This is a genomic window from Streptomyces sp. NPDC002787, from assembly GCF_053592095.1.
Genome location: NZ_JBSFVC010000004.1, coordinates 415,078 through 432,596, shown reverse-complemented (window position 1 = coordinate 432,596; position 17,519 = coordinate 415,078). Strand labels below are relative to the sequence as shown.

The 17,519-nt window shown below is 71.7% G+C and carries 16 protein-coding genes; 6 read left to right on the top strand and 10 right to left on the bottom strand.

Annotated elements, in window-relative coordinates:
• Positions 1-148: 148 nt before the first annotated feature.
• The 3 genes from ACWD26_RS07990 to ACWD26_RS07980 all read right to left on the bottom strand — a co-directional run bounded on the left by ACWD26_RS07990 (position 149) and on the right by ACWD26_RS07980 (position 2,683).
• Positions 149-538 carry a hypothetical protein gene (locus ACWD26_RS07990; protein WP_451267397.1) on the bottom strand — a complete coding sequence of 130 codons (390 nt, stop codon included), beginning with the start codon at positions 536-538 and terminating at the stop codon, positions 149-151.
• Complete coding sequence (locus ACWD26_RS07985) at positions 514-1,620, bottom strand: hypothetical protein (protein ID WP_451267395.1); 1,107 nt, start codon at positions 1,618-1,620, stop codon at positions 514-516. Before ACWD26_RS07985 ends, ACWD26_RS07990 begins: the two co-directional genes overlap by 25 nt.
• A 157-nt stretch (positions 1,621-1,777) precedes the next feature.
• Positions 1,778-2,683: a helix-turn-helix transcriptional regulator gene (locus ACWD26_RS07980; RefSeq protein WP_451267393.1), complete on the bottom strand. Its 906-nt coding sequence runs from the start codon at positions 2,681-2,683 to the stop codon at positions 1,778-1,780.
• Positions 2,684-2,785: 102 nt separating this feature from the next.
• Here ACWD26_RS07980 and ACWD26_RS07975 point away from each other — a divergent pair, with 102 nt between their 5' ends.
• Together ACWD26_RS07975 and ACWD26_RS07970 are read left to right on the top strand one after the other, a co-directional pair.
• Positions 2,786-3,493, top strand: coding sequence for an SDR family NAD(P)-dependent oxidoreductase (locus ACWD26_RS07975; protein WP_451267391.1), 708 nt, complete (start codon positions 2,786-2,788; stop codon positions 3,491-3,493).
• Positions 3,494-3,542: 49 nt separating this feature from the next.
• Positions 3,543-4,142 (top strand): DsbA family oxidoreductase, encoded by a 600-nt coding sequence (locus ACWD26_RS07970; protein ID WP_451267389.1) that lies wholly within the window; start codon positions 3,543-3,545, stop codon positions 4,140-4,142.
• Positions 4,143-4,526: 384 nt separating this feature from the next.
• On the opposite strand, the gene ACWD26_RS07965 is transcribed toward ACWD26_RS07970, so the two are convergent.
• Positions 4,527-6,068 carry an MFS transporter gene (locus ACWD26_RS07965; protein WP_451267387.1) on the bottom strand — a complete coding sequence of 514 codons (1,542 nt, stop codon included), beginning with the start codon at positions 6,066-6,068 and terminating at the stop codon, positions 4,527-4,529.
• A 124-nt stretch (positions 6,069-6,192) separates the two neighbouring features.
• Between ACWD26_RS07965 and ACWD26_RS07960 the strand changes: the two genes are divergently transcribed.
• Positions 6,193-6,861, top strand: a complete 669-nt coding sequence (locus ACWD26_RS07960; protein ID WP_451267385.1) for a TetR/AcrR family transcriptional regulator — start codon at positions 6,193-6,195, stop codon at positions 6,859-6,861.
• Here the strand turns inward: ACWD26_RS07960 and ACWD26_RS07955 are convergent.
• The 6 genes from ACWD26_RS07955 to ACWD26_RS07930 form a co-directional block, all read right to left on the bottom strand.
• On the bottom strand, positions 6,858-7,583 hold the full coding sequence (locus ACWD26_RS07955; protein WP_451267383.1) for an ATP-binding cassette domain-containing protein: 726 nt from the start codon (positions 7,581-7,583) through the stop codon (positions 6,858-6,860). The genes ACWD26_RS07960 and ACWD26_RS07955 overlap by 4 nt on opposite strands.
• A complete protein-coding gene (locus tag ACWD26_RS07950) occupies positions 7,580-8,701 on the bottom strand; it encodes an ABC transporter ATP-binding protein (RefSeq protein ID WP_451267381.1) in 1,122 nt (373 codons plus the stop codon). Before ACWD26_RS07950 ends, ACWD26_RS07955 begins: the two co-directional genes overlap by 4 nt.
• A complete protein-coding gene (locus ACWD26_RS07945) occupies positions 8,691-10,610 on the bottom strand; it encodes an ABC transporter permease subunit (protein WP_451267421.1) in 1,920 nt (639 codons plus the stop codon). Before ACWD26_RS07945 ends, ACWD26_RS07950 begins: the two co-directional genes overlap by 11 nt.
• A gap of 152 nt (positions 10,611-10,762) precedes the next feature.
• Positions 10,763-12,259: an ABC transporter substrate-binding protein gene (locus ACWD26_RS07940; protein WP_451267379.1), complete on the bottom strand. Its 1,497-nt coding sequence runs from the start codon at positions 12,257-12,259 to the stop codon at positions 10,763-10,765.
• 232 nt (positions 12,260-12,491) lie between these two features.
• The gene (locus ACWD26_RS07935) at positions 12,492-12,764 is read right to left on the bottom strand and encodes a hypothetical protein (RefSeq protein WP_451267377.1); all 273 of its coding nucleotides are present in this window, start codon (positions 12,762-12,764) and stop codon (positions 12,492-12,494) included.
• Between the two features lie 250 nt (positions 12,765-13,014).
• A complete protein-coding gene (locus ACWD26_RS07930) occupies positions 13,015-14,217 on the bottom strand; it encodes a PucR family transcriptional regulator (RefSeq protein WP_451267375.1) in 1,203 nt (400 codons plus the stop codon).
• 127 nt (positions 14,218-14,344) lie between these two features.
• Here ACWD26_RS07930 and ACWD26_RS07925 point away from each other — a divergent pair, with 127 nt between their 5' ends.
• From ACWD26_RS07925 to ACWD26_RS07915, 3 genes are all read left to right on the top strand, one after another.
• A complete protein-coding gene (locus tag ACWD26_RS07925) occupies positions 14,345-15,271 on the top strand; it encodes a proline dehydrogenase family protein (RefSeq protein WP_451267373.1) in 927 nt (308 codons plus the stop codon).
• A 53-nt stretch (positions 15,272-15,324) separates the two neighbouring features.
• Positions 15,325-16,956, top strand: a complete 1,632-nt coding sequence (gene pruA / locus ACWD26_RS07920) for an L-glutamate gamma-semialdehyde dehydrogenase (protein WP_451267371.1) — start codon at positions 15,325-15,327, stop codon at positions 16,954-16,956.
• 382 nt (positions 16,957-17,338) lie between these two features.
• Positions 17,339-17,470, top strand: coding sequence for a hypothetical protein (locus tag ACWD26_RS07915; protein WP_005479955.1), 132 nt, complete (start codon positions 17,339-17,341; stop codon positions 17,468-17,470).
• The last annotated feature ends 49 nt before the right edge of the window (positions 17,471-17,519 follow it).

The window sequence follows — 17,519 nt, the reverse complement described above, 5'->3', positions numbered from 1 at the left end:
CAACGGCACCAGTTTCGGGCCACGACGAGGAACTGACGCACCAGCAGTAGAAGTCACACACCAACTAACGATCAACTACTGGCGCAGGACACTAGCCGCAGCCGTGGAAGGGGCCCGGAGGTTGCTTCACCCGAATCTCCGAGCCCCTTCACTCACCCGCTGCCCCGCCGCGCTCCCGCATACCGGCCGCCGTCCTCGGCAGGGACGGGAGGCCGGCCGCTGACCCGGCCGTGCCCTTCCTGCCGCTGGAGCCGGGGGAGTCGGCCATCCCGCGCGTGCCGCTGTGCCACGACCGCGCCGTCATCGCCGCTCGCGTGCTCACGGCCCGGCTGCGCACCGCACGTCGCACCGGACGCCTCTGTACGGCACGGCCGCGCACCAGCCGACTGCGCCAGCCGAGCAACTGCTCCTCTTCGCCCAGGAGCAGCTGGCCACGGCGGCCAGCCCGGCGGTCGTCGTCGTGGCCCTGCGCACCGACCTGAAGGCCCTTGATCTGACCGCTGAACAGATCGGCTACCTCAGCCGCGCCGGACAGCACCTCGCCGCTCTGCGCAAGGCCGCCAGCCAGCGTGCGCGCCAGGCCGCCGCTGGCAGTCCACCGAGTGCGCAGGGTGCTCGGTCCATAAGGCATACCGGCAGGCCATGGCGCATCAGACTGTGTTCGTCGCCAGCGAGTCCGAGGGCCCGCGGTGGACGGTGAAAGCGGACACGCTCACCGCCGGGCCCGGGCACGTCGTCGAGGACATCGTGAACGACGCCGTCCGGGGGGCGATGATCCGCATGGTCGACAACGGCGAGATTCACCCGGACGCCTACACGGGCCCGATCTACTTCATGATGCATGGCGTGCCGGGTGAAGAGCGCGCCCGCGAACTCGCGGCCGCTCCACGCCGCCCTGCACGGAGACCTGGAACCGCTCCACCAGAACGTCGCCCAGCTGTCCAGGACGATGCCGTCGCGACGCTCCAGGAGCAGCCGGCCGATCTGCTGGGCGACGAGGAAACGGCGTTCCTGCACGAGCATCAAGGCCCGCTCGGCCCGTTGCTCGGCAGCATTGCGGTCCTCGTGTTCGCGGGCGGTTTCGGGGGTGCGGCGCTCGCCGGGGTCACGAAGCTGCTCGGCCTTCAGCCGCCGAGCCTTCTGGTAAGCGCCCTGCTTGGAGGTCACGTACAGGGCCTCGGTGAAGTGGTCCCAGGGCACGCCGGCGGCCCGACCGTCCTCGACCGCCTTCAGCTGTCCGGCGTCGGCCTGCTCGCGCAGGTACTGCCACAACTTCGCGCGCAACACCGCGGCCTCGCCCACCACGTTGACCAGGCTGTCATCCGGCTGCTTCAGCTTCCCGGCCCACGTCTGAGCGTGCTCCAGCACGCGGAACAGCTCCTCCGAGGCCGGGAACCGCTCGTACGCCGGATCTCCGCCCAACTCGTGCAGCTCCCGCAGACGGTTGACGATTCTCCCAGACGGATCGGCGGGCGCTTCGGTCGGGGCGTTCCAGCGCCCTTCACGGTCTTCCTCATCACGCTCGAAGTCTTCGCCACCAGCCGGTTCCCAACCTGGGAACCAGACGTGACCACCCGAACCGACGACGTCGGCGCACAGAGGTCCACCGGGAATCTCCACACCCCTACGCGGGACTCTCACCCGGCGGCCGCGTTTCAGCAGGTCCGGCCATTTCGTCGGTTGGCCATGCGAAGTGTGCGGTATTCGCCGGGTGGGCGGGGGCGCGCTGGGAGTTCGATCACGGTGGAGCGGGCTCGGGCTGGCTGCATGGCGAGAGCTAGGTGGGCGGGGTGACGCCGTGCCGGGGGTGGGATGGTTCGGTCATCTGCTGGGTGCCGATGACGTCGAGCAGTCCGAGACGGCTGGCGGTGTCGCTGCCCGGCGGGGCGGTGAGGATGACGATGCGCAGGTCGGCGCCGGGTTCGGTGAGGATGTCACAGTCGAGGTGAAGTGGCCCGACCTCGGGATGGTGGATGGTCTTGGTGTGCAGCATGTGACCGCTCACCTCGTGGGCCTCCCACAGGGTGGCGAAGCGTGGGCTCGTGCTGCGCAGGTCCGTGACGAGGCGGCGCAGGACCGGGTCCGTGGGGTAGCGGGTGGACGCGGACCGCAGGTCGAAGACCATGGCGGTTTCGAAGCGGGCCTGCTGCGCTGGGGTGTGGCGCACCGGGCCGGGCGGGCCGGTGAAGTGCTGCCAGACCAGGTTGCGGTCCCGGTCCGTCAGTGGGGACGGGTCTCCCAGTAGTGCGGCGTGCAGCCGGTTGAAGGCGATAAGGGTCCAGGCCGCGTCGTACACGCCGACGGGCGTGCCCGGCATCTGGTCGAGCAGCCGCTGCACTCCCGGCGTGAGCCGGCCCGGCAGTCGGCCGTCCGTGGGTTCGGGCTGCCCGGCCAGCGCGAACAGATGGGCACGCTCGGCTTCCGACAGGCGAAGCGCCCGCGCCAGAGCGCCGAGCACCTGGGCGGAGGGCGATGTCGCCCGGCCCTGCTCCAGGCGGATCACATACTCGGCGGATATTCCCGCCAGCAGGGCCAGTTCCTCGCGGCGCAGCCCGGGCGTCCGGCGGCTTCGCCCCGCCGGCAGCCCGACCGCGGTGGCAGGTACGCGATCGCGCCACCGGCGCAGTGCCTTTCCCAGATCGCTGCCCCGCCGGGAAGGTCCGCTGTCGCCCTGTGCACTCATGGCCCCAGTATCGGCGTCCCGCTCCACGCCCTCCTGGTACCAGCGTTACCAGGAACAGCAGTGATCTGTCCGGCCGGCCGCCGGGCGGCGAGGCTGCCGGACATGACGACGACCCTCATCACCGGGGCCAACAAGGGCCTGGGACTGCAGACCGCCCGCCGCCTGACCCGGGCGGGGCACACCGTGTATCTGGGTGCCCGTGACGCCCGCCGTGGCGCTTGGGCCGCCCGGGCGGTCGGCGCTCGCCCGCTGCTCCTCGACGTCGCCGACGACGACTCCGTCGCGACGGCCGCCGAGCAGGTCCGCGAGCACACCGGGCACCTCGACGTTCTGGTCAACAACGCGGGCGTGGCCGGCCGCATGCGGACGGCCGACGAGGTCACCGCCGCGGACATGCTCGCGGTCTACGACACCAACGTCTTCGGTGCCGTGCGCGTCACCCAGGCCTTCCTGCCCCTGCTGCACCGGAGTGCGTCGCCGGTCGTGGTCAACGTCAGCAGCGGCCTGGGCTCGTTGGCCGTGGCGGCCGACCCGGCCGCCCACGCCTCGCTCGTCCCGCTCTGGATCTCCTCGCTGCCCTACAACTCTTCCAAGGCCGCCCTGAACATGGTCACGGTGCTGTATGCGCGTGCCCTGCCGCGCATGCGGATCAACGCCGTCGACCCGGGCCACACCGCCACCGACCTCAACGGCCATACCGGCGCCCAGAGCGTCGAGCAGGGCGCCGACATTATCGTCCGCATGGCTTCGATCGGCCCCGACGGACCGACCGGCGGCTATTACACGGCCGACGGCCCCATGCCCTGGTGACACCCGAGCCGCCGAATACCACCCGCACCGCACCGACAGGAGTCCGTTCATGCACCGTCCGCGCCGCGTCGAGGCCGTCATCGACTTCGTTTGCGTCCACTGCTACCTCGGCTTCACCCGCTACCTCCGGGCCGTCATCCGCCACCGCGCGGACGGCGGCACCGTCGAAACCGTATTGCGTCCTGTCCAGCTCCGTCCACAGGCATCACCCGTCGGTGAACCGCTGGTCGAGGTCTGGGCGCGCGAGCGTGGCGCGGCCGTTGCTGCCCGGCTCGCCGCCGACACCTCGTTCGGCGCCGACGACGGCCTCGAACTCGATTTCCGCCGTGCGGTGTTCACCAACACCTTCGACGCGCACCGACTCGCCGCGCAGGCATCCGCGCAAGGCAAGGGTGAAGAGATGGCCGAGCGACTGTTTCGCGCGTACTTCGCCGACGGCCTGAACATCGCGGACACCACCGTGCTCGACCGGCTCGCCGCGGAGACGGGCGTCATGGCCACCAGTGGCGGGGCGGAAGCGCTACAGGCCGAACTCGCCCGCGTCCGCGCACTCGACCTGCCGGTCCCACCGGTATTGCTCCTTGCTAGCGGCCCTGTCTTGTCCGGGGAGATACGAGAGCACGACGTCCTCGCCGCACTGGGCGAGTGACACCATGTCTCCGGGCAGGAACTTCCGGTTCATCACGCTCAGCTCGACCCCTGCGACGAACACGACTGTGGCCCCCTGCTGCCGGAGCCGTTCCGCTCGCTCGGCGCAGTCACGCAAGAGCGTGGCTTTCCCCTCCGTCGCCGCCACGCCCGATGACACTACCCATGCCGTCATGCACTCAGTGAGCATGGCCGTCAGGCCCGCCCCTCACCCCGGCTGCAAAGTTCATCTGGGAGAGCCGCACGAGGCGGTGCAGTGCTACAACGCGACGGACTGAATTCGCCAACAGTGTCCCCCTTCCTCCGGGGGCTCCGTCCCTTCGCCCCCGGGGTGGGTTCTTCCGGTGCGGGTCGGTGGGGGCTGGTCGCGCGGTTCCCCGCGCGCCTAAAAGCCGTGGCGCGGGTCGCTCGGGCAGTGTGTCTCGGGCTCTCTTACGTGTATGCCTCGTAGGGCTCCCACTGCCACGACCGCCGCTCCCAGTAGTACGACGGCCCCCGCGGCTGCCGCGCCCTGCATGCCGGTGGTGAAGGCGGCTCGGGCGGCTGTCGTCAGGGATTCGGCCGCGGGGGCGGGTAGTTGCTCGGCGAGTGCCAGGGCGCCGCCGAGGGTCTCGCGGGCCGGGGCGGGGGCGGAGGCCGGGATCTCGTGGTGGTAGACGGCGGTGCCGATGGAGCCGAGGGCCGCCATGCCGAGGGCGCCGCCGAATTCCTGGCCGGTTTCGAGGAGGGAGGAGGCGGAGCCGGCGCGTTCGACGGGGGTGGCCCCGAGGGCGAGGTCGGTCATCTGGGAGAGGACGGTGACGATGCCGGCGGCGAGGACGCCACAGCCGGCGAGCACCAGCCAGAGGGAGTCCGGGCCGGTGCCGACCAGCAGCCCGTAACCGCACGCGGCCGTCGCGAAGCCCGCCGCCACCACGTACGCCCGGTTCACGCCTCGTTGCACGAGGTGTGTCGTGACCGGTGCGGCGACGCCGATGAGCAGGGAGGGGAGCAGCCCCCACAGCGCGGCCTCCAGCGCGCTCTTGCCCAGGACGGACTGGAGGTACTGGGTGGTGAAGTAGACCGAGCCCATCATCCCGAAGGCCGCGACGAGGTTGAGGGCGAGGGCCGGGGTGAAGCCGTGGCCCCGGAACAGCGCGGGGGAGATCAGCGGTGAGGGCGTGGTGCGCTGGCGGTGGACGAAGAGGGCCGCGAAGAGCAGTCCGACGGTCACCGAGACCACGTACCGCACGTTCCAGCCCTCCGAGGGGATCTCCTTGAGGCCGTAGATGACGGGCAGGACGGCGGCCATCGACAGCGGAACGCTCAGCAGGTCGAAGCGGCCGGGGCGCGGATCGCGCGACTCGGGGAGCAGGAACGGGCCGAGGAGCAGCAGCAGTGCCATCGCCGGCAGGTTCACCAGGAACACCGAGCCCCACCAGAAGTGCTCCACCAGGACGCCGCTGAGCACCGACCCGAGCGCGACGCCCGCCGTCATCACACCGGACCAGACGCCGATCGCCTTCGCCCGCTGGCCGGGGTCCGTGAACATCGTCCTGGTCAGCGCCATCGTCGACGGCATCAGCGTCGCGCCCCCGATGCCGAGCACCGCCCGCGCCGCGATCAGCGTCTCGGCGCTGTCGGCGTACGCGGCCACCAGCGAGGCCGCGCCGAACGCCGCCGCACCGATCAGCAGGAGCCGGCGACGGCCGATGCGGTCGCCGAGGGAGCCCATCGTCATCAGCAGTCCGGCCAGCACGAACGCGTAGATGTCGAAGATCCACAACAGTTGCGTGCCGCTCGGCTCCAGATCCGCGGTGATCGCCGGGACCGCGAAGTAGAGCACCGAGACGTCCATCGAGACCAGCAGTAACGGGAGCATCAGGACGCACAGGGCGGTCCATTCACGGCGTCCGGCTCGCACCGGAGGGATGTGGGTCGTCGTCATGACGGTGACTGTACGGGTGTCTTATACGGCCGTCTAGTACGAGCGTCTAATACGTGCGTTCAATGCCATCGCCTAATACGTGCGTCTAGGACGCTTGTATGGCCGCCGGGCTACGCTGGCCCGCATGGGACACCGCGAGGATCTGCTCGAAGGCGCCAAACGCTGCCTGCTGGAGAAGGGGTTCGCGCGCACGACGGCGCGCGACATCGTCAAGGAGTCGGGGACGAACCTGGCGTCGATCGGCTACCACTACGGCTCGAAGGACGCGTTGCTGGCGCAGGCGTACGTGGCGATGGTCGGCGAGGTCTCGGACACCTTCGACGGCGGCGAGGCGATCGGCAGCAGCAGTGCGCCCGGCTCGGTCGAGCGGTTCCGGGAGGTGTGGGCCAACGCCGTGGAGTCCATGCGGGAGCCGGGCTCGATGTGGCGGCTCAGCATGGAGGCGCTGGCCATGGGGGACCAGCTGCCGGAGGTGCGCGAGCATCTGGCGCTGGCCCAGCGGGAGGGCGCGCGCGGCATCGTGACGCTGTTCATGGGGGGCCGCGAGGAGGATGTCCCCGATCGGGCGGCGGACACCGTCGGCCGCTTCTACCTGACCCTCCTGCTGGGGCTCGTCGCCCAGTGGACCTTCGACCCCGAGTACGCGCCCGACGCCGAGGCCATCACCGAGGGGCTCCGCCAGGTGATGGAGGCCGCGACGAAGCCCGGGGGTGGGGAGGGCGGCGGGGTCCAGGTCGGCGGAGGGGGGAGTGGTCGGTCGCCGTCGCCCGCTTATGGGGGCGAAACACCCTAGGCCGGCACGAGCCTCCCCGCGCGCATCTCGATCGAACGGTCCGCGAAGTGGCGTACGATCGCGCGGTCGTGGCAGATGAAGAGGTACGCCAGGTCCAGCTCGTCCTGGAGGTCGGCGAGCAGGTTGAGGACTCCGGCCCGGATGGAGGGGTCGAGGGCGGACACCGGCTCGTCGAGGACCAGCAGGCGGGGCTCGGACGCCAACGCCCGGGCGATACCGGCGCGTTGGCACTGTCCGCCGGACAGCTCGTGCGGGAAGCGGTCGCCGTAGGCAGGGTCCAGGCCCACCCGGTCGAGGAGTTCGGCGACGCGGTCGGGGCCCGTCGCGTCCCAGCGGCCCTGGACACGGAGGGGTTCCGCCACCGCGTCCCGGATGCGGTGGCGAGGGCTGAGTGAGCCGTACGGGTCCTGGAAGACGGGTTGCATACGGGGGCGGAGCGGGCGCAGTTCGTGCTCGGTGAGGGTGGTCAGCTCCCGCCCCTCGAAACGGACCTCTCCTCCGTCCGGGCGGCGCAGCTGGAGCACGGCGGCGATCGTGGAGGACTTGCCGCATCCGGACGGGCCGTTCAGGGCCAGGGTCTCGCCCGCGTCCACCGTGAAGGACACCTGGTCGACGGCGGTGACCGCGCCGTAGCGGACGACCAGGTCACGCACGTCGAGCAGCGGGTGGCGCTCGGGCAGGGCCGGGGGCCGGGGGCCGCGCCGGTCGTCGCGCTGGTTCATGCGGGCTGCTCCAGGAACAACTCGGTCGCGGGATGCGGGACTTCGTCCCAGCGGTGGCAGGAGACCTCATGACCGTCGCCGGCCCTCCACGATCGGGGCTTCTCATGACGGCAGCGGTCCTCGGCGAGCGGGCAGCGGGGCGCGAAGACGCAGCCGGACGGGAGGGCGTCGAGGGTGGGCGGCGAGCCGGGGATGGAGGGCAGCCGACGGGGGCGACGACGGCGCGTACGGGCGTCGGGGCGCGTATTGTCGCCGTCCGGGCCGTGACCGCCGCAGGCATCCTCGATGCCGCGGCCGTCGCCGATGTCGTCCCTCTCGCGGCCGTCGCCGACGGCGTCCCTGTCGCGGTGGTCTCCGTCGTCCGGTGGCAGTGAGGCCAGCAGGCCGGCCGTGTACGGCGACCGAGGACGGCCCAACACGCCCTTGGCGGGGCCCTGCTCGACCTGGCGGCCGGCGTACATGACCAGGACGCGGTCGGCGTGTTCCCGGACCACGCCCAGGTCGTGGGTGACCAGTACGAGCGCGGCGCCGACCGCCTCGCGCTGCTCGCCGAGTACGCGGAGCACCTGTTCCTGGAGCTCCGCGTCGAGCGCGGTCGTGGGTTCGTCGGCGACGACGACGTCCGGTTCGTTGACCGTCGCCATGGCGATCACGGCTCGCTGGCGCATACCGCCGGAGTACTCGTGCGGATACGCCCGCGCCTTGCGTGCGGCGTCGGGTATCCCCACCCGGTCGAGCGCGGCGACCGCCCGGGCGCGGGCCTCCTTGCGCGAGACGCCCGCCACCGACCGTACGGCGGCGGCGAGTTGGTCGCCTACGGGGTGCACAGGGGACAGGGCGGAGAGGGCGTCCTGGGGCACGAGGGTGATACGGCGGCCGCGCTGGGCGACGAGGTCCGTGTCGCCGCGCAGCCGTACGGTTCCGCTGCTCGTCGCACCCTTGGGCACCATCCCGAGCAGCGCCCGGGCCGTGAGGGACTTGCCCGCGCCGGACTCGCCGACGAGAGCGAGCACTTCGCGCGGGCGCACGTCGAAGGACAGACCGCGCACGGCCTCCACCCCGCCGAACGCGATGCGCAGGTCGCGCACCGACAGCAGCACGTCGTCGTCAGACGTCAACGGGGGCCTCCTTCGCCTCGTTCTCTGAGCCCGTTGAGCCCGTTGAGCCCGTTGAGCCCGTTGAGCCCGGTGAGCCCTGCGGCTCCATCAGCACCTGCGGCCCCTGCGGTTCCTTCAAGTCCTTCGACCCTTTCGGGCTTCGCGTCCCCTTCGCGGGCTTCACGGCCTTCGCCCCGCGGGGCCGGCCGCTCTTCCGGTTGCCCCGCCCCTCCGCGTACGTCGCCCCCGACACCGCCAGCCCGGCCAGCAGGGCCAGGGCGACCGCCGGGGCCAGGGCGGCCCACGGGGCGCGTTCCACGTACGCGCGGGACTCGTCGAGGAGCAACCCCCACTCGGGGGTGGGCGGTTGGGCGCCGAGGCCCAGGAAGCCGAGGGAGGCGAGGGCCAGGGCGATGCCCGGGAGGCGGAGGACGGCGTGACGGGCCACCGGGGCGGCGACGGACGGGAGGACGTGCCGGGTGAGGATCCACGACGGGCTCGCCCCGATGGCCCGTTGGGCGGTCAGGAACGTGGAGGCGCGGACCTCCTGTACCAGCGCCGCCGCGTGGGCGGACAGGGCCGGCCAGGAGATCAGGGCCACGGCGAGGGCCGCGCCGCCCGTGCCGGGGCCGGCCACCGCCGCGACGAGGATGCCGACGATCACCGGGGGCAGCGCGTTGGCGATGTCCGACGCGCCCGCCGCCACACCCGGCAGGAAGCCGAGCGCCAGAGAGACCAGAAGACTCAGCGCGCAGACCGCGGCCGCGGTGCCGACCGTGGAGGCGGCGCCGTGGCCGAGACGGGCCAGGACGTCACGGCCGAGCCCGTCCGTGCCGAGCGGATGCGCCCAGGACGGCGGAAGGAGGCGGGCGGTGGTGTCCACGGCGTACGGGTCGCGCAGCAGGCCCCAGCCGATGGTCACCACGAGCACCGCCGCCAGGGCCAGCGGTATCACGGGGTGGGTGCGGACCGGGCGGGCCGGCGGGAGGGTGAGGCCCGCGTCGCGCAGGGCGGGGCCGAGGAGCCGGCGTCGGGCGAGCGCGGCCAGGGCGCCGGCGACCAGGCCCAGGGCGAGGAGGGCGAGGACGGAGCCCTGGAGGAGGGGGAGGTCCTGGGACTTGGCCGCGCCCAGTGCCGTACGGCCGATGCCGGGCACCGCGAACACCGTCTCCACGGCGACCGCGCCGCCCGTCAGGCCGACGGCGGCCATGCCGAACTGCGGTACCAGGGGCGGCAGTACGCGGCGCAGGGCGGCCGCCGAGACACGGGACCGGCTCACACCCGCGCCGCGCCACAGCTCGACCCAGCGTTCGTCGAGCACGGCGGGCAGCGCGTCCGCGACCAGGCGGCCCAGCAGACCGCCGGCCGGGACGCCGAGGGCGATCGCGGGGAGCACCAGGTACTCGGGGCCCGCCCAGCCGGACGTGGGCAGCCAGCCCAGCCACACCCCGCACACCAGCAACGCCACCGTGGCCAGCAGGAACTCGGGCACGGCGGCGAGCATCGCGGCGAACGCGCCGCCCGACCCGCGGCCCCGTACGAGCACCGGGGCGACCAGCGCACAGGCCAGCAGCACGGCGACGGCGAAGGAGGCGCCCATCAGGCCGAGGGAGACCTGGAGGCCGGAGACCACCGAGGGGAGCACGTCGGTGCCCGACACCCAAGACGTACCGAGGTCGCCGCGCAGCAGACCGGAGGCCCAGCTCCCCAGCAGGGAAAGGGGACCGGCGCCCAGGCCGAGGTCGTCGCGGATGGCGGCCAGCGCCTCGGGCGTCGCCTCCTGCTCGGCCGACCGGGCGCGCAGCACGGTCAGCGCGGGGTCGCGGCCGGACAGCCACGGCAGCAGACCGACGACGGCCACGACGGCGACGAGGCAGACCAGGCGGGTCAGCCCGGTGGGGCCGACGAATCGCTCGGCGGCCCGCCTCACCTGGTCCGCCCCGCCGAACTTCCTCGAAGCCCGCCCCAGTCGGGCCGGGCCGGCCGACTCATCCGCCGTACGGTCCTCCCGCGCCCCGCCGGCCGGCCTCCCCGCGACACGATCCACGCGCGCCACGTCTTCCGACTTCCCCGCGGGCTTCCTCATTTGAGGTAGGTGTCCGCCGTGACCAGCTCCCGCTCGCGCGGGTCGTGTGCCACGTCCACGACACCGGCCGCGTCGCCCTGGATCACGCGCTCGTGGAGCATCGGCACGGCCGCGTCGGTGGTGAGGACGGCGGCCTCGGCGTCGATGACGGCCTGGCGGCGGGCGTCACCGGCGGCCGTGTCGGAGGCCTTGTCGAGGGCCCCGTCGACCGTCTTGTCGGCCAGCTGCGAGAGGTTGAAGGAGCCGTCGGAGGCGAAGTCGCTGTAGAGGTACGCGGCCGGGTCGCCGGAGTCGAGGACCGTCGCCCGGGAGAGGATGAACGCGTCGAACTCGCCCGCCAGCGCGTCGGACTCGATGTTGGCGTACTCGCGCACGTCGAGCTTCACCTTGAACCCGGCCTTCTGCAGCTGCTGTTGCAGGGTGGCCGCGACCTCGGGCAGTTCGGCGCGGTCGGTGAAGGTGCCGATGGTGATGCTCTTGCCGTTCGGGTCACCCGCCTTGCCGCGCTTCACCGTGGACCGCAGCTCGGCGGCCCAGGGCAGCGCGGGCCCGAGCAGGCCCTCGGCGACATCGGCACGGCCCTCGTACACACCCTTGACGATCGACTCGGCGTCGACGGCCTCGCGGGCGGCGGCGCGCAGCGAGGCGTCCTTGAAGACACCCTTCTCGGTGTTCAGGTAGAGGGTGTTGGTGCGCGGCATCGGGACCTCGGTGATCAGGTCCTGGTCGAGCACGGCGGCCTGCGACACCGGGATCGCCTCGACGATGTCGGCCTCACCGCTGCGCAGGGAGGCCGCGCGAGCGGTGCCGTCCGGCACGAACTTCACATCGATGCCGGGCGCCTTGGCCCTGCCGCCCCAGTAGTCGTCGTAGCGGTCGAGGGCGGCGGAGGCGGTGCCGTTGACCTTGGTCAGCTCGAAGGGGCCGGTGCCCGCGCCGACCGGGTTCACCGTCTTCCCCTCGTACGCCTTCGCCGCGAGGATCGACAGCTGCGGCGAGCTGAGGCGCTGCGGGACGAGCGGGTCCTCGGTGCCCGTGGTGACGGTGACGGTGTTGCCGTCGGCCTTCGCGGTCAGGTCCACGCCGTCGAGGATGCGGGGCTTGGGGGAGGCGTTCGCCGCCTCGGTGAGGGAGTTGACGACGCTCTCGCCCGTCAGCTTCGTGCCGTCGTGGAAGGTCACGCCGTCCCGGATCGTGAACGTCCAGGTCTTGCCCGACTGCTTCCACTCGATGGCCAGCGCGGGCCGGGCGTCGCCCTCCGCGTTCAGCTTCACCAGGGTCTCGGCGGTCGACCAGCGCGACAGCTTGAACGCGTCGTCGGACAGCGGCGACAGGGCCGAGCGGGGCGGCAGCATCATCGCGACACGTATCCGCTTGCCCTCACCGGAGGCGCCGCCCTCGTCGGCGCCCGTCGACGAGAAACAGCCCGTGAGCAGGGCGGAGGCCGCGGTGGTGACCGCGGTGAGGGGCACGAAACGGGCCGGGAGGCGCACGGGAGACTCCGAGTAAAGGCGTGGTCAAAGGTTGAACGTGCAGCGACCGTAGCACGATGACAATCGTTTTCAGAAGCGTGCTTTTCCGCCACGGCGACGGGAGTGCGGCCCCGATGGGCGGGAAGTGCCCGTGGCCGGAGGCGGTGTCAGTGCCCCTTGTCCGGTGCGGCCGTGGACGACTTCCACGACGCCGTGGGGCACGGGCCGGTGACATTGCTGAGGGGGCACGGGCTCAGCCGGACGCGCGGTAGTGGTTGACATAGGCGCGCTGTTCCTCGTCGAGGGACGACTCGCCACGGCTGTCCGGGGCTGCTTCGCTGACGGTCGCCGTCCCCTTCGAACTCGCCGCCGCTGCCGCGTGCTTCGTACTCGTACGCGTACTCCAGGTGGAGTGCACGATGAACGGTGAGCTTCCGGGGCGCAGGCAGAAGTACCAGAGGACGCAGTCCTGTTGGTCGCGGAAGAAGCGGACGAGGGAGGCGCCCGGTCCGACCGGGCTGGGCATCGGCTGGGACAGGCTGTTCCAACAGCAGCTCAGCGAGTCGTCTCCCAGAGCGTCCGGAAGGTTCGCCGACGTGTAGTAGTCGATGAAATCCGAGGGAGCGACAGTTCCTTCCCGGCGAGTTCCAGCTGTACGGCCTCGATCTCGGTGGCACGAGCCGCGGATGTCCCGGTGCGGCCCCCGAGCCACTCGAAGGTCCCCATGAAGCGGGCCGGGGCCAGGGGCGCCCCCTTTTCCCGCACCCTGTGACCCCTCACAGCCGCGCCCCCTTCAGTGCCATGTGCAGCAACAGCCGGTCCTCGCCGTCGGAGAGGCGCAGGCCCGTGAGTTGTTCGACGCGGGAGAGGCGGTAGTAGAGGGTCTGGCGGTGGATGCCCAACTCGGCGGCGGTGCGGCCCGCTTGGCCGGCGTGGTCGAGGAAGACCTCCGCCGTGTGGGCGAGTTCGCGGTGGGCCGGGGTGAGGAGGGAGCGGACGGAGGGGTCCTGCGGGGTGCCGCGGGGCAGCGCGGTCAGGAGACGGTACGGGCCGATCGCGCGCCACTCGGCGACGGGGCCGAAGCGGGGCTCCGCCAACACCGCCCGGGCCGCCGCCGAGGCCTCCCGCCAGGCCGCGCCCAGGTCGGCGAGGCCGGGGCGGGCGTCGGCCACCCCCGCCGCCGCGTGCGCGCCCGCGCGCTCCAGGAGGCGGGCGGCGGCCGTGAGCGCCGGTGCCGGTACCTCCGCCGAGCGGAGCCGTACCAGCAGGGCCAGGCCCTGGCCGGCCGCACCCCACGGCACCGTGCACAGCGCGGTCGCCCCCGGCACCGTACGGAAGGACGGCGCGTCGTCCGGGTCGGCGGACGGCCAGGGGGCCACGCACACCATCGTGTGGACACCGTCGCCGCGTGGGCCGAGGGCCGTGCGCAGCTCCGCGACCGCCATGTCCCGCTCCCAGCCGCGCTCGGCGGTCAGGACCGCGCGCAGCTCGCGGGTGAGGTCGGCGCCCGCCTGGGCCTCGTCCGCGAGGAGGGCGCCGATGCGGGAGGTGACGGCCATGGCGGCGGACAGTTGCGTGTCGGTGGGGCCCGGGTCGCTGTCGAGGAGCCAGACGTAGCCGAGGACGACACCCCGATGGCGTACCGGGAGGCAGATGCGGCCACGCAGGACGCCCGCCTCGGGGGTCGGCGGGATCCGGACCGGGGCCGTCGCCCGGGTGATGCCGAAGCCCTCGAACCACTTCCGTACCGCCGCCGTCGAGCGGCGGGTCAGGATCGAGCGGGTGCGGACCGGGTCCAGGGCCGACGGATCGAGATCGTCCTCGCTGTCGTACGCGCCGAAGGCGATCAGCTCGAAGTCGCGGTTCTCCAGCGTCGCCGGGGCGCCGAGCAGCCCGGAGATCTCGTCGACGAGGTCCTGGTAGTCACCCACGGGGTGGAGCGATGCGGATTCCGGCGTCACCCGGGCATTCTCCCGCACTTCCGAAGTCCTTCGTACATCTGTCTGAGATCTGCGGCACGGATACGTGACAGCTGTCGATGGTCGGCGAACAGGGGGATCCTTAGGTTTCACGGTGGTTCTATCTGCTGGTCTGTGGAGGTGCCCCGTGCTGGGTCCCGTGATTCTCGCCGCGTCGCGCAGCGACCGGATGCGACGCCTGATCTCGGCGGCGCCCGTGACCAAGCAGGTCGTCGACCGCTTCATCCCCGGTGAGGGCGTCGACGACATCGTCCCCGTCATCCGGGACCTCACCGCCAAGGGCCTCGAAGTGACGATGGACGTCGTCGGCGAGGACATCACCCGACCGGAGCAGGCCGCCGCCGCCCGCGACGCCTACCTGGAGCTGGTCGACCGGCTGAAGGAACTGGAGCTCGGCGAGCGTGCCGAGATGTCGGTCAAGCTGTCCCTCTTCGGGCAGGCACTCCCCGGCGGTCATGAGCTGGCCCTCGCCAACGTCCGCCCGGTCGTCGAGGCCGCCGCCGCGATCGGTACGACGGTCACCCTCGACGCGGAGGACCACACCACCCTCGACTCGATGTTCGCCATCCACGACGAGCTGCGGCGGGACTTCCCGCAGACCGGCTGCGTCATCCAGGCGTATCTGTTCCGCACCGAGGACGACGCCCGCCGCCTCGCCGCGAACGGCAGCCGGGTCCGGCTGGTCAAGGGCGCGTACAAGGAGCCGGCCTCCGTGGCCTTCCAGCAGAAGACCGAGATCGACAAGGCGTACGTCCGCGTCCTGAAGATCCTCATGGAGGGGGAGGGGTACCCGATGATCGGGTCCCACGACCCGCGCCTGATCTCCATCACCCAGGAACTCGCCCGCCGGGCCGGGCGCAAGCTCGACGAGTACGAGTTCCAGATGCTGTACGGCATCCGCACCGACGAACACCTGCGGCTCGCCGCCGAGGGCCACCGCATGCGGGTCTACACGGCGTACGGCACCGACTGGTACGGCTACTTCATGCGCCGCCTCGCGGAGAAGCCGGCGAACCTGCGCTTCTTCGTCCGCTCGATGGTCAGCAAGGGCTGAGCCCGGAACCCGCCTGCTCACGACACCGCTCACGTCAAGGAGATACGGAACCCATGGACGCTGTGACCCAGGTCCCCACCCCCGTCAACGAGCCGGTGCGCGGCTATGCCCCCGGTTCGCCCGAGCGGGCCCGGCTGGAGGCCAAGCTGAAGGAGCTGGCCGAGAATCCGATCGACCTGCCGATGACCATCGGCGGCGAGAAGCGGATGGGCGGCGGCGACCGCTTCGACGTCGTACAGCCGCACAACCACAAGGCCCGCCTCGGCACCTACGGCAACGCCACCGCCCAGGACGCCCAGGACGCCATCGACGCGGCCCTCGCCGCGGCGCCCGCCTGGCGCGCGATGTCCTTCGACGACCGCGCCGCGATCATCCTGCGCGCCGCCGAACTGCTCGCCGGCCCCTGGCGCGAGACGCTGGCCGCCTCCACCATGCTCGGCCAGTCGAAGACCGCCCAACAGGCCGAGATCGACTGTCCCTGCGAGCTGGTCGACTTCTGGCGCTTCAACGTCAAGTACGCCCGTGACCTGCTGGCCGAGCAGCCCCCGGCCAACTCCCCGGGCGTCTGGAACCGCCTCGACCACCGCCCCCTCGAGGGCTTCGTCTACGCGATCACGCCCTTCAACTTCACCGCGATCGCCGGCAATCTGCCCACCGCCCCCGCGCTCATGGGCAACGTCGTCGTGTGGAAGCCGTCGCCGACCCAGACCCACGCCGCCGTGCTGCTGATGCGGCTCCTGGAGGAGGCGGGCCTGCCCAAGGGCGTCATCAACCTCGTCACCGGCGACGGCATCGAGGTGTCGAACGTCGCCCTGGAGCACCCCGAGCTCGCCGGCATCCACTTCACCGGCTCGACCAAGACCTTCCAGTACCTGTGGAAGACGGTCGGCGCGAACATCGAGAAGTACCGCTCCTACCCCCGCCTCGTCGGCGAGACCGGTGGCAAGGACTTCGTCGTCGCCCACCCGAGCGCCGACCGCGCCGTACTGAAGACAGCCCTCACCCGCGGTGCCTTCGAGTACCAGGGCCAGAAGTGCAGCGCGACCTCCCGCGCGTACATCCCGGCGTCGATCTGGAACTCCGGCTTCAAGCAGGAGTTCGCGGCCGAGGTCGAGTACCTGACCATGGGCGACGTCACCGACCTGTCGAACTTCGTCGGCGCCGTCATCGACGAGCGTTCCTTCGCCAAGAACAAGGCCGCCATCGACCGCGCCAAGTCCGACCCGACCTGCACGATCGTCGCGGGCGGCTCCTACGACGACTCGGTGGGCTACTTCGTCCGGCCGACCGTCGTCGAGTGCACCGACCCGGCCAACGAGGTCTTCACCACCGAGTACTTCGGCCCGTTCCTCGCCGTGCACGTCTACGAGGACGACCGGTACGAGGAGATGCTGACCCAGATGGAGGCGGTGTCCGCCTACGCCCTGACCGGTTCGGTGATCTCGGGCGACCGCGCGGCCGCCGCGTACACGATGGAGAAGCTCCGCTACGCGGCCGGCAACTTCTACATCAACGACAAGTCCACCGGCGCGGTCGTCGGGCAGCAGCCCTTCGGCGGCGGGCGGGCCTCCGGCACGAACGACAAGGCCGGGGCCCCTCAGAACCTGATGCGGTGGACGTTGACGCGGGCGATCAAGGAGACCTTGGTGCCGCCGACGGACTACACGTACCCGCACATGGGCTGACGGCCCTCGAATGAACGGCCCCGGCCCCCGGGCGAGAGCTCGGGGGCCGGGGCCGTCCGGCGTGTGCGGGCGGTGTGTGGTTGTTCGCGCAGTTTCCCGCGCCCCTTGAGGGGCGCGAGCGCCTGGCGCGTGAAAGCGCAGGTCAGCTGGGTGTGACCCAATCCACCGTCTCAGATAGTAGGAAGTCCGACTAATTGTAGAGACAGATGCGCCGCGCTCACTTAGCTTTGTAGGAGCCGAACGTCTCGCTCGATCCAGCGAATGGCGGTCGTGAGTCGGAGCCCGAGGCAGGCAACCCCTGCGGCCCCGCTCCCCGCCCCATCCGGCGTCTCGCAACCCCCCGTTTCCGTACTCCGGATTGCCTCGAAGGAGTCGATTCCCCATGGCCGAGACGACCGTCCGCCGCCGAGTCCGTCATGTTTCCCGGACGACCGAGTCAGACCGCAAGAACGCCGCCGCCGCGCTCCAGCGCGCGCTCGACCGCCGGGACAACGGCGGCTCGACCGGGCACTGAGCGCCCCCATCAGCCGGGAGCCGCACCCTCCCCCACTCTCGGCTTCGCT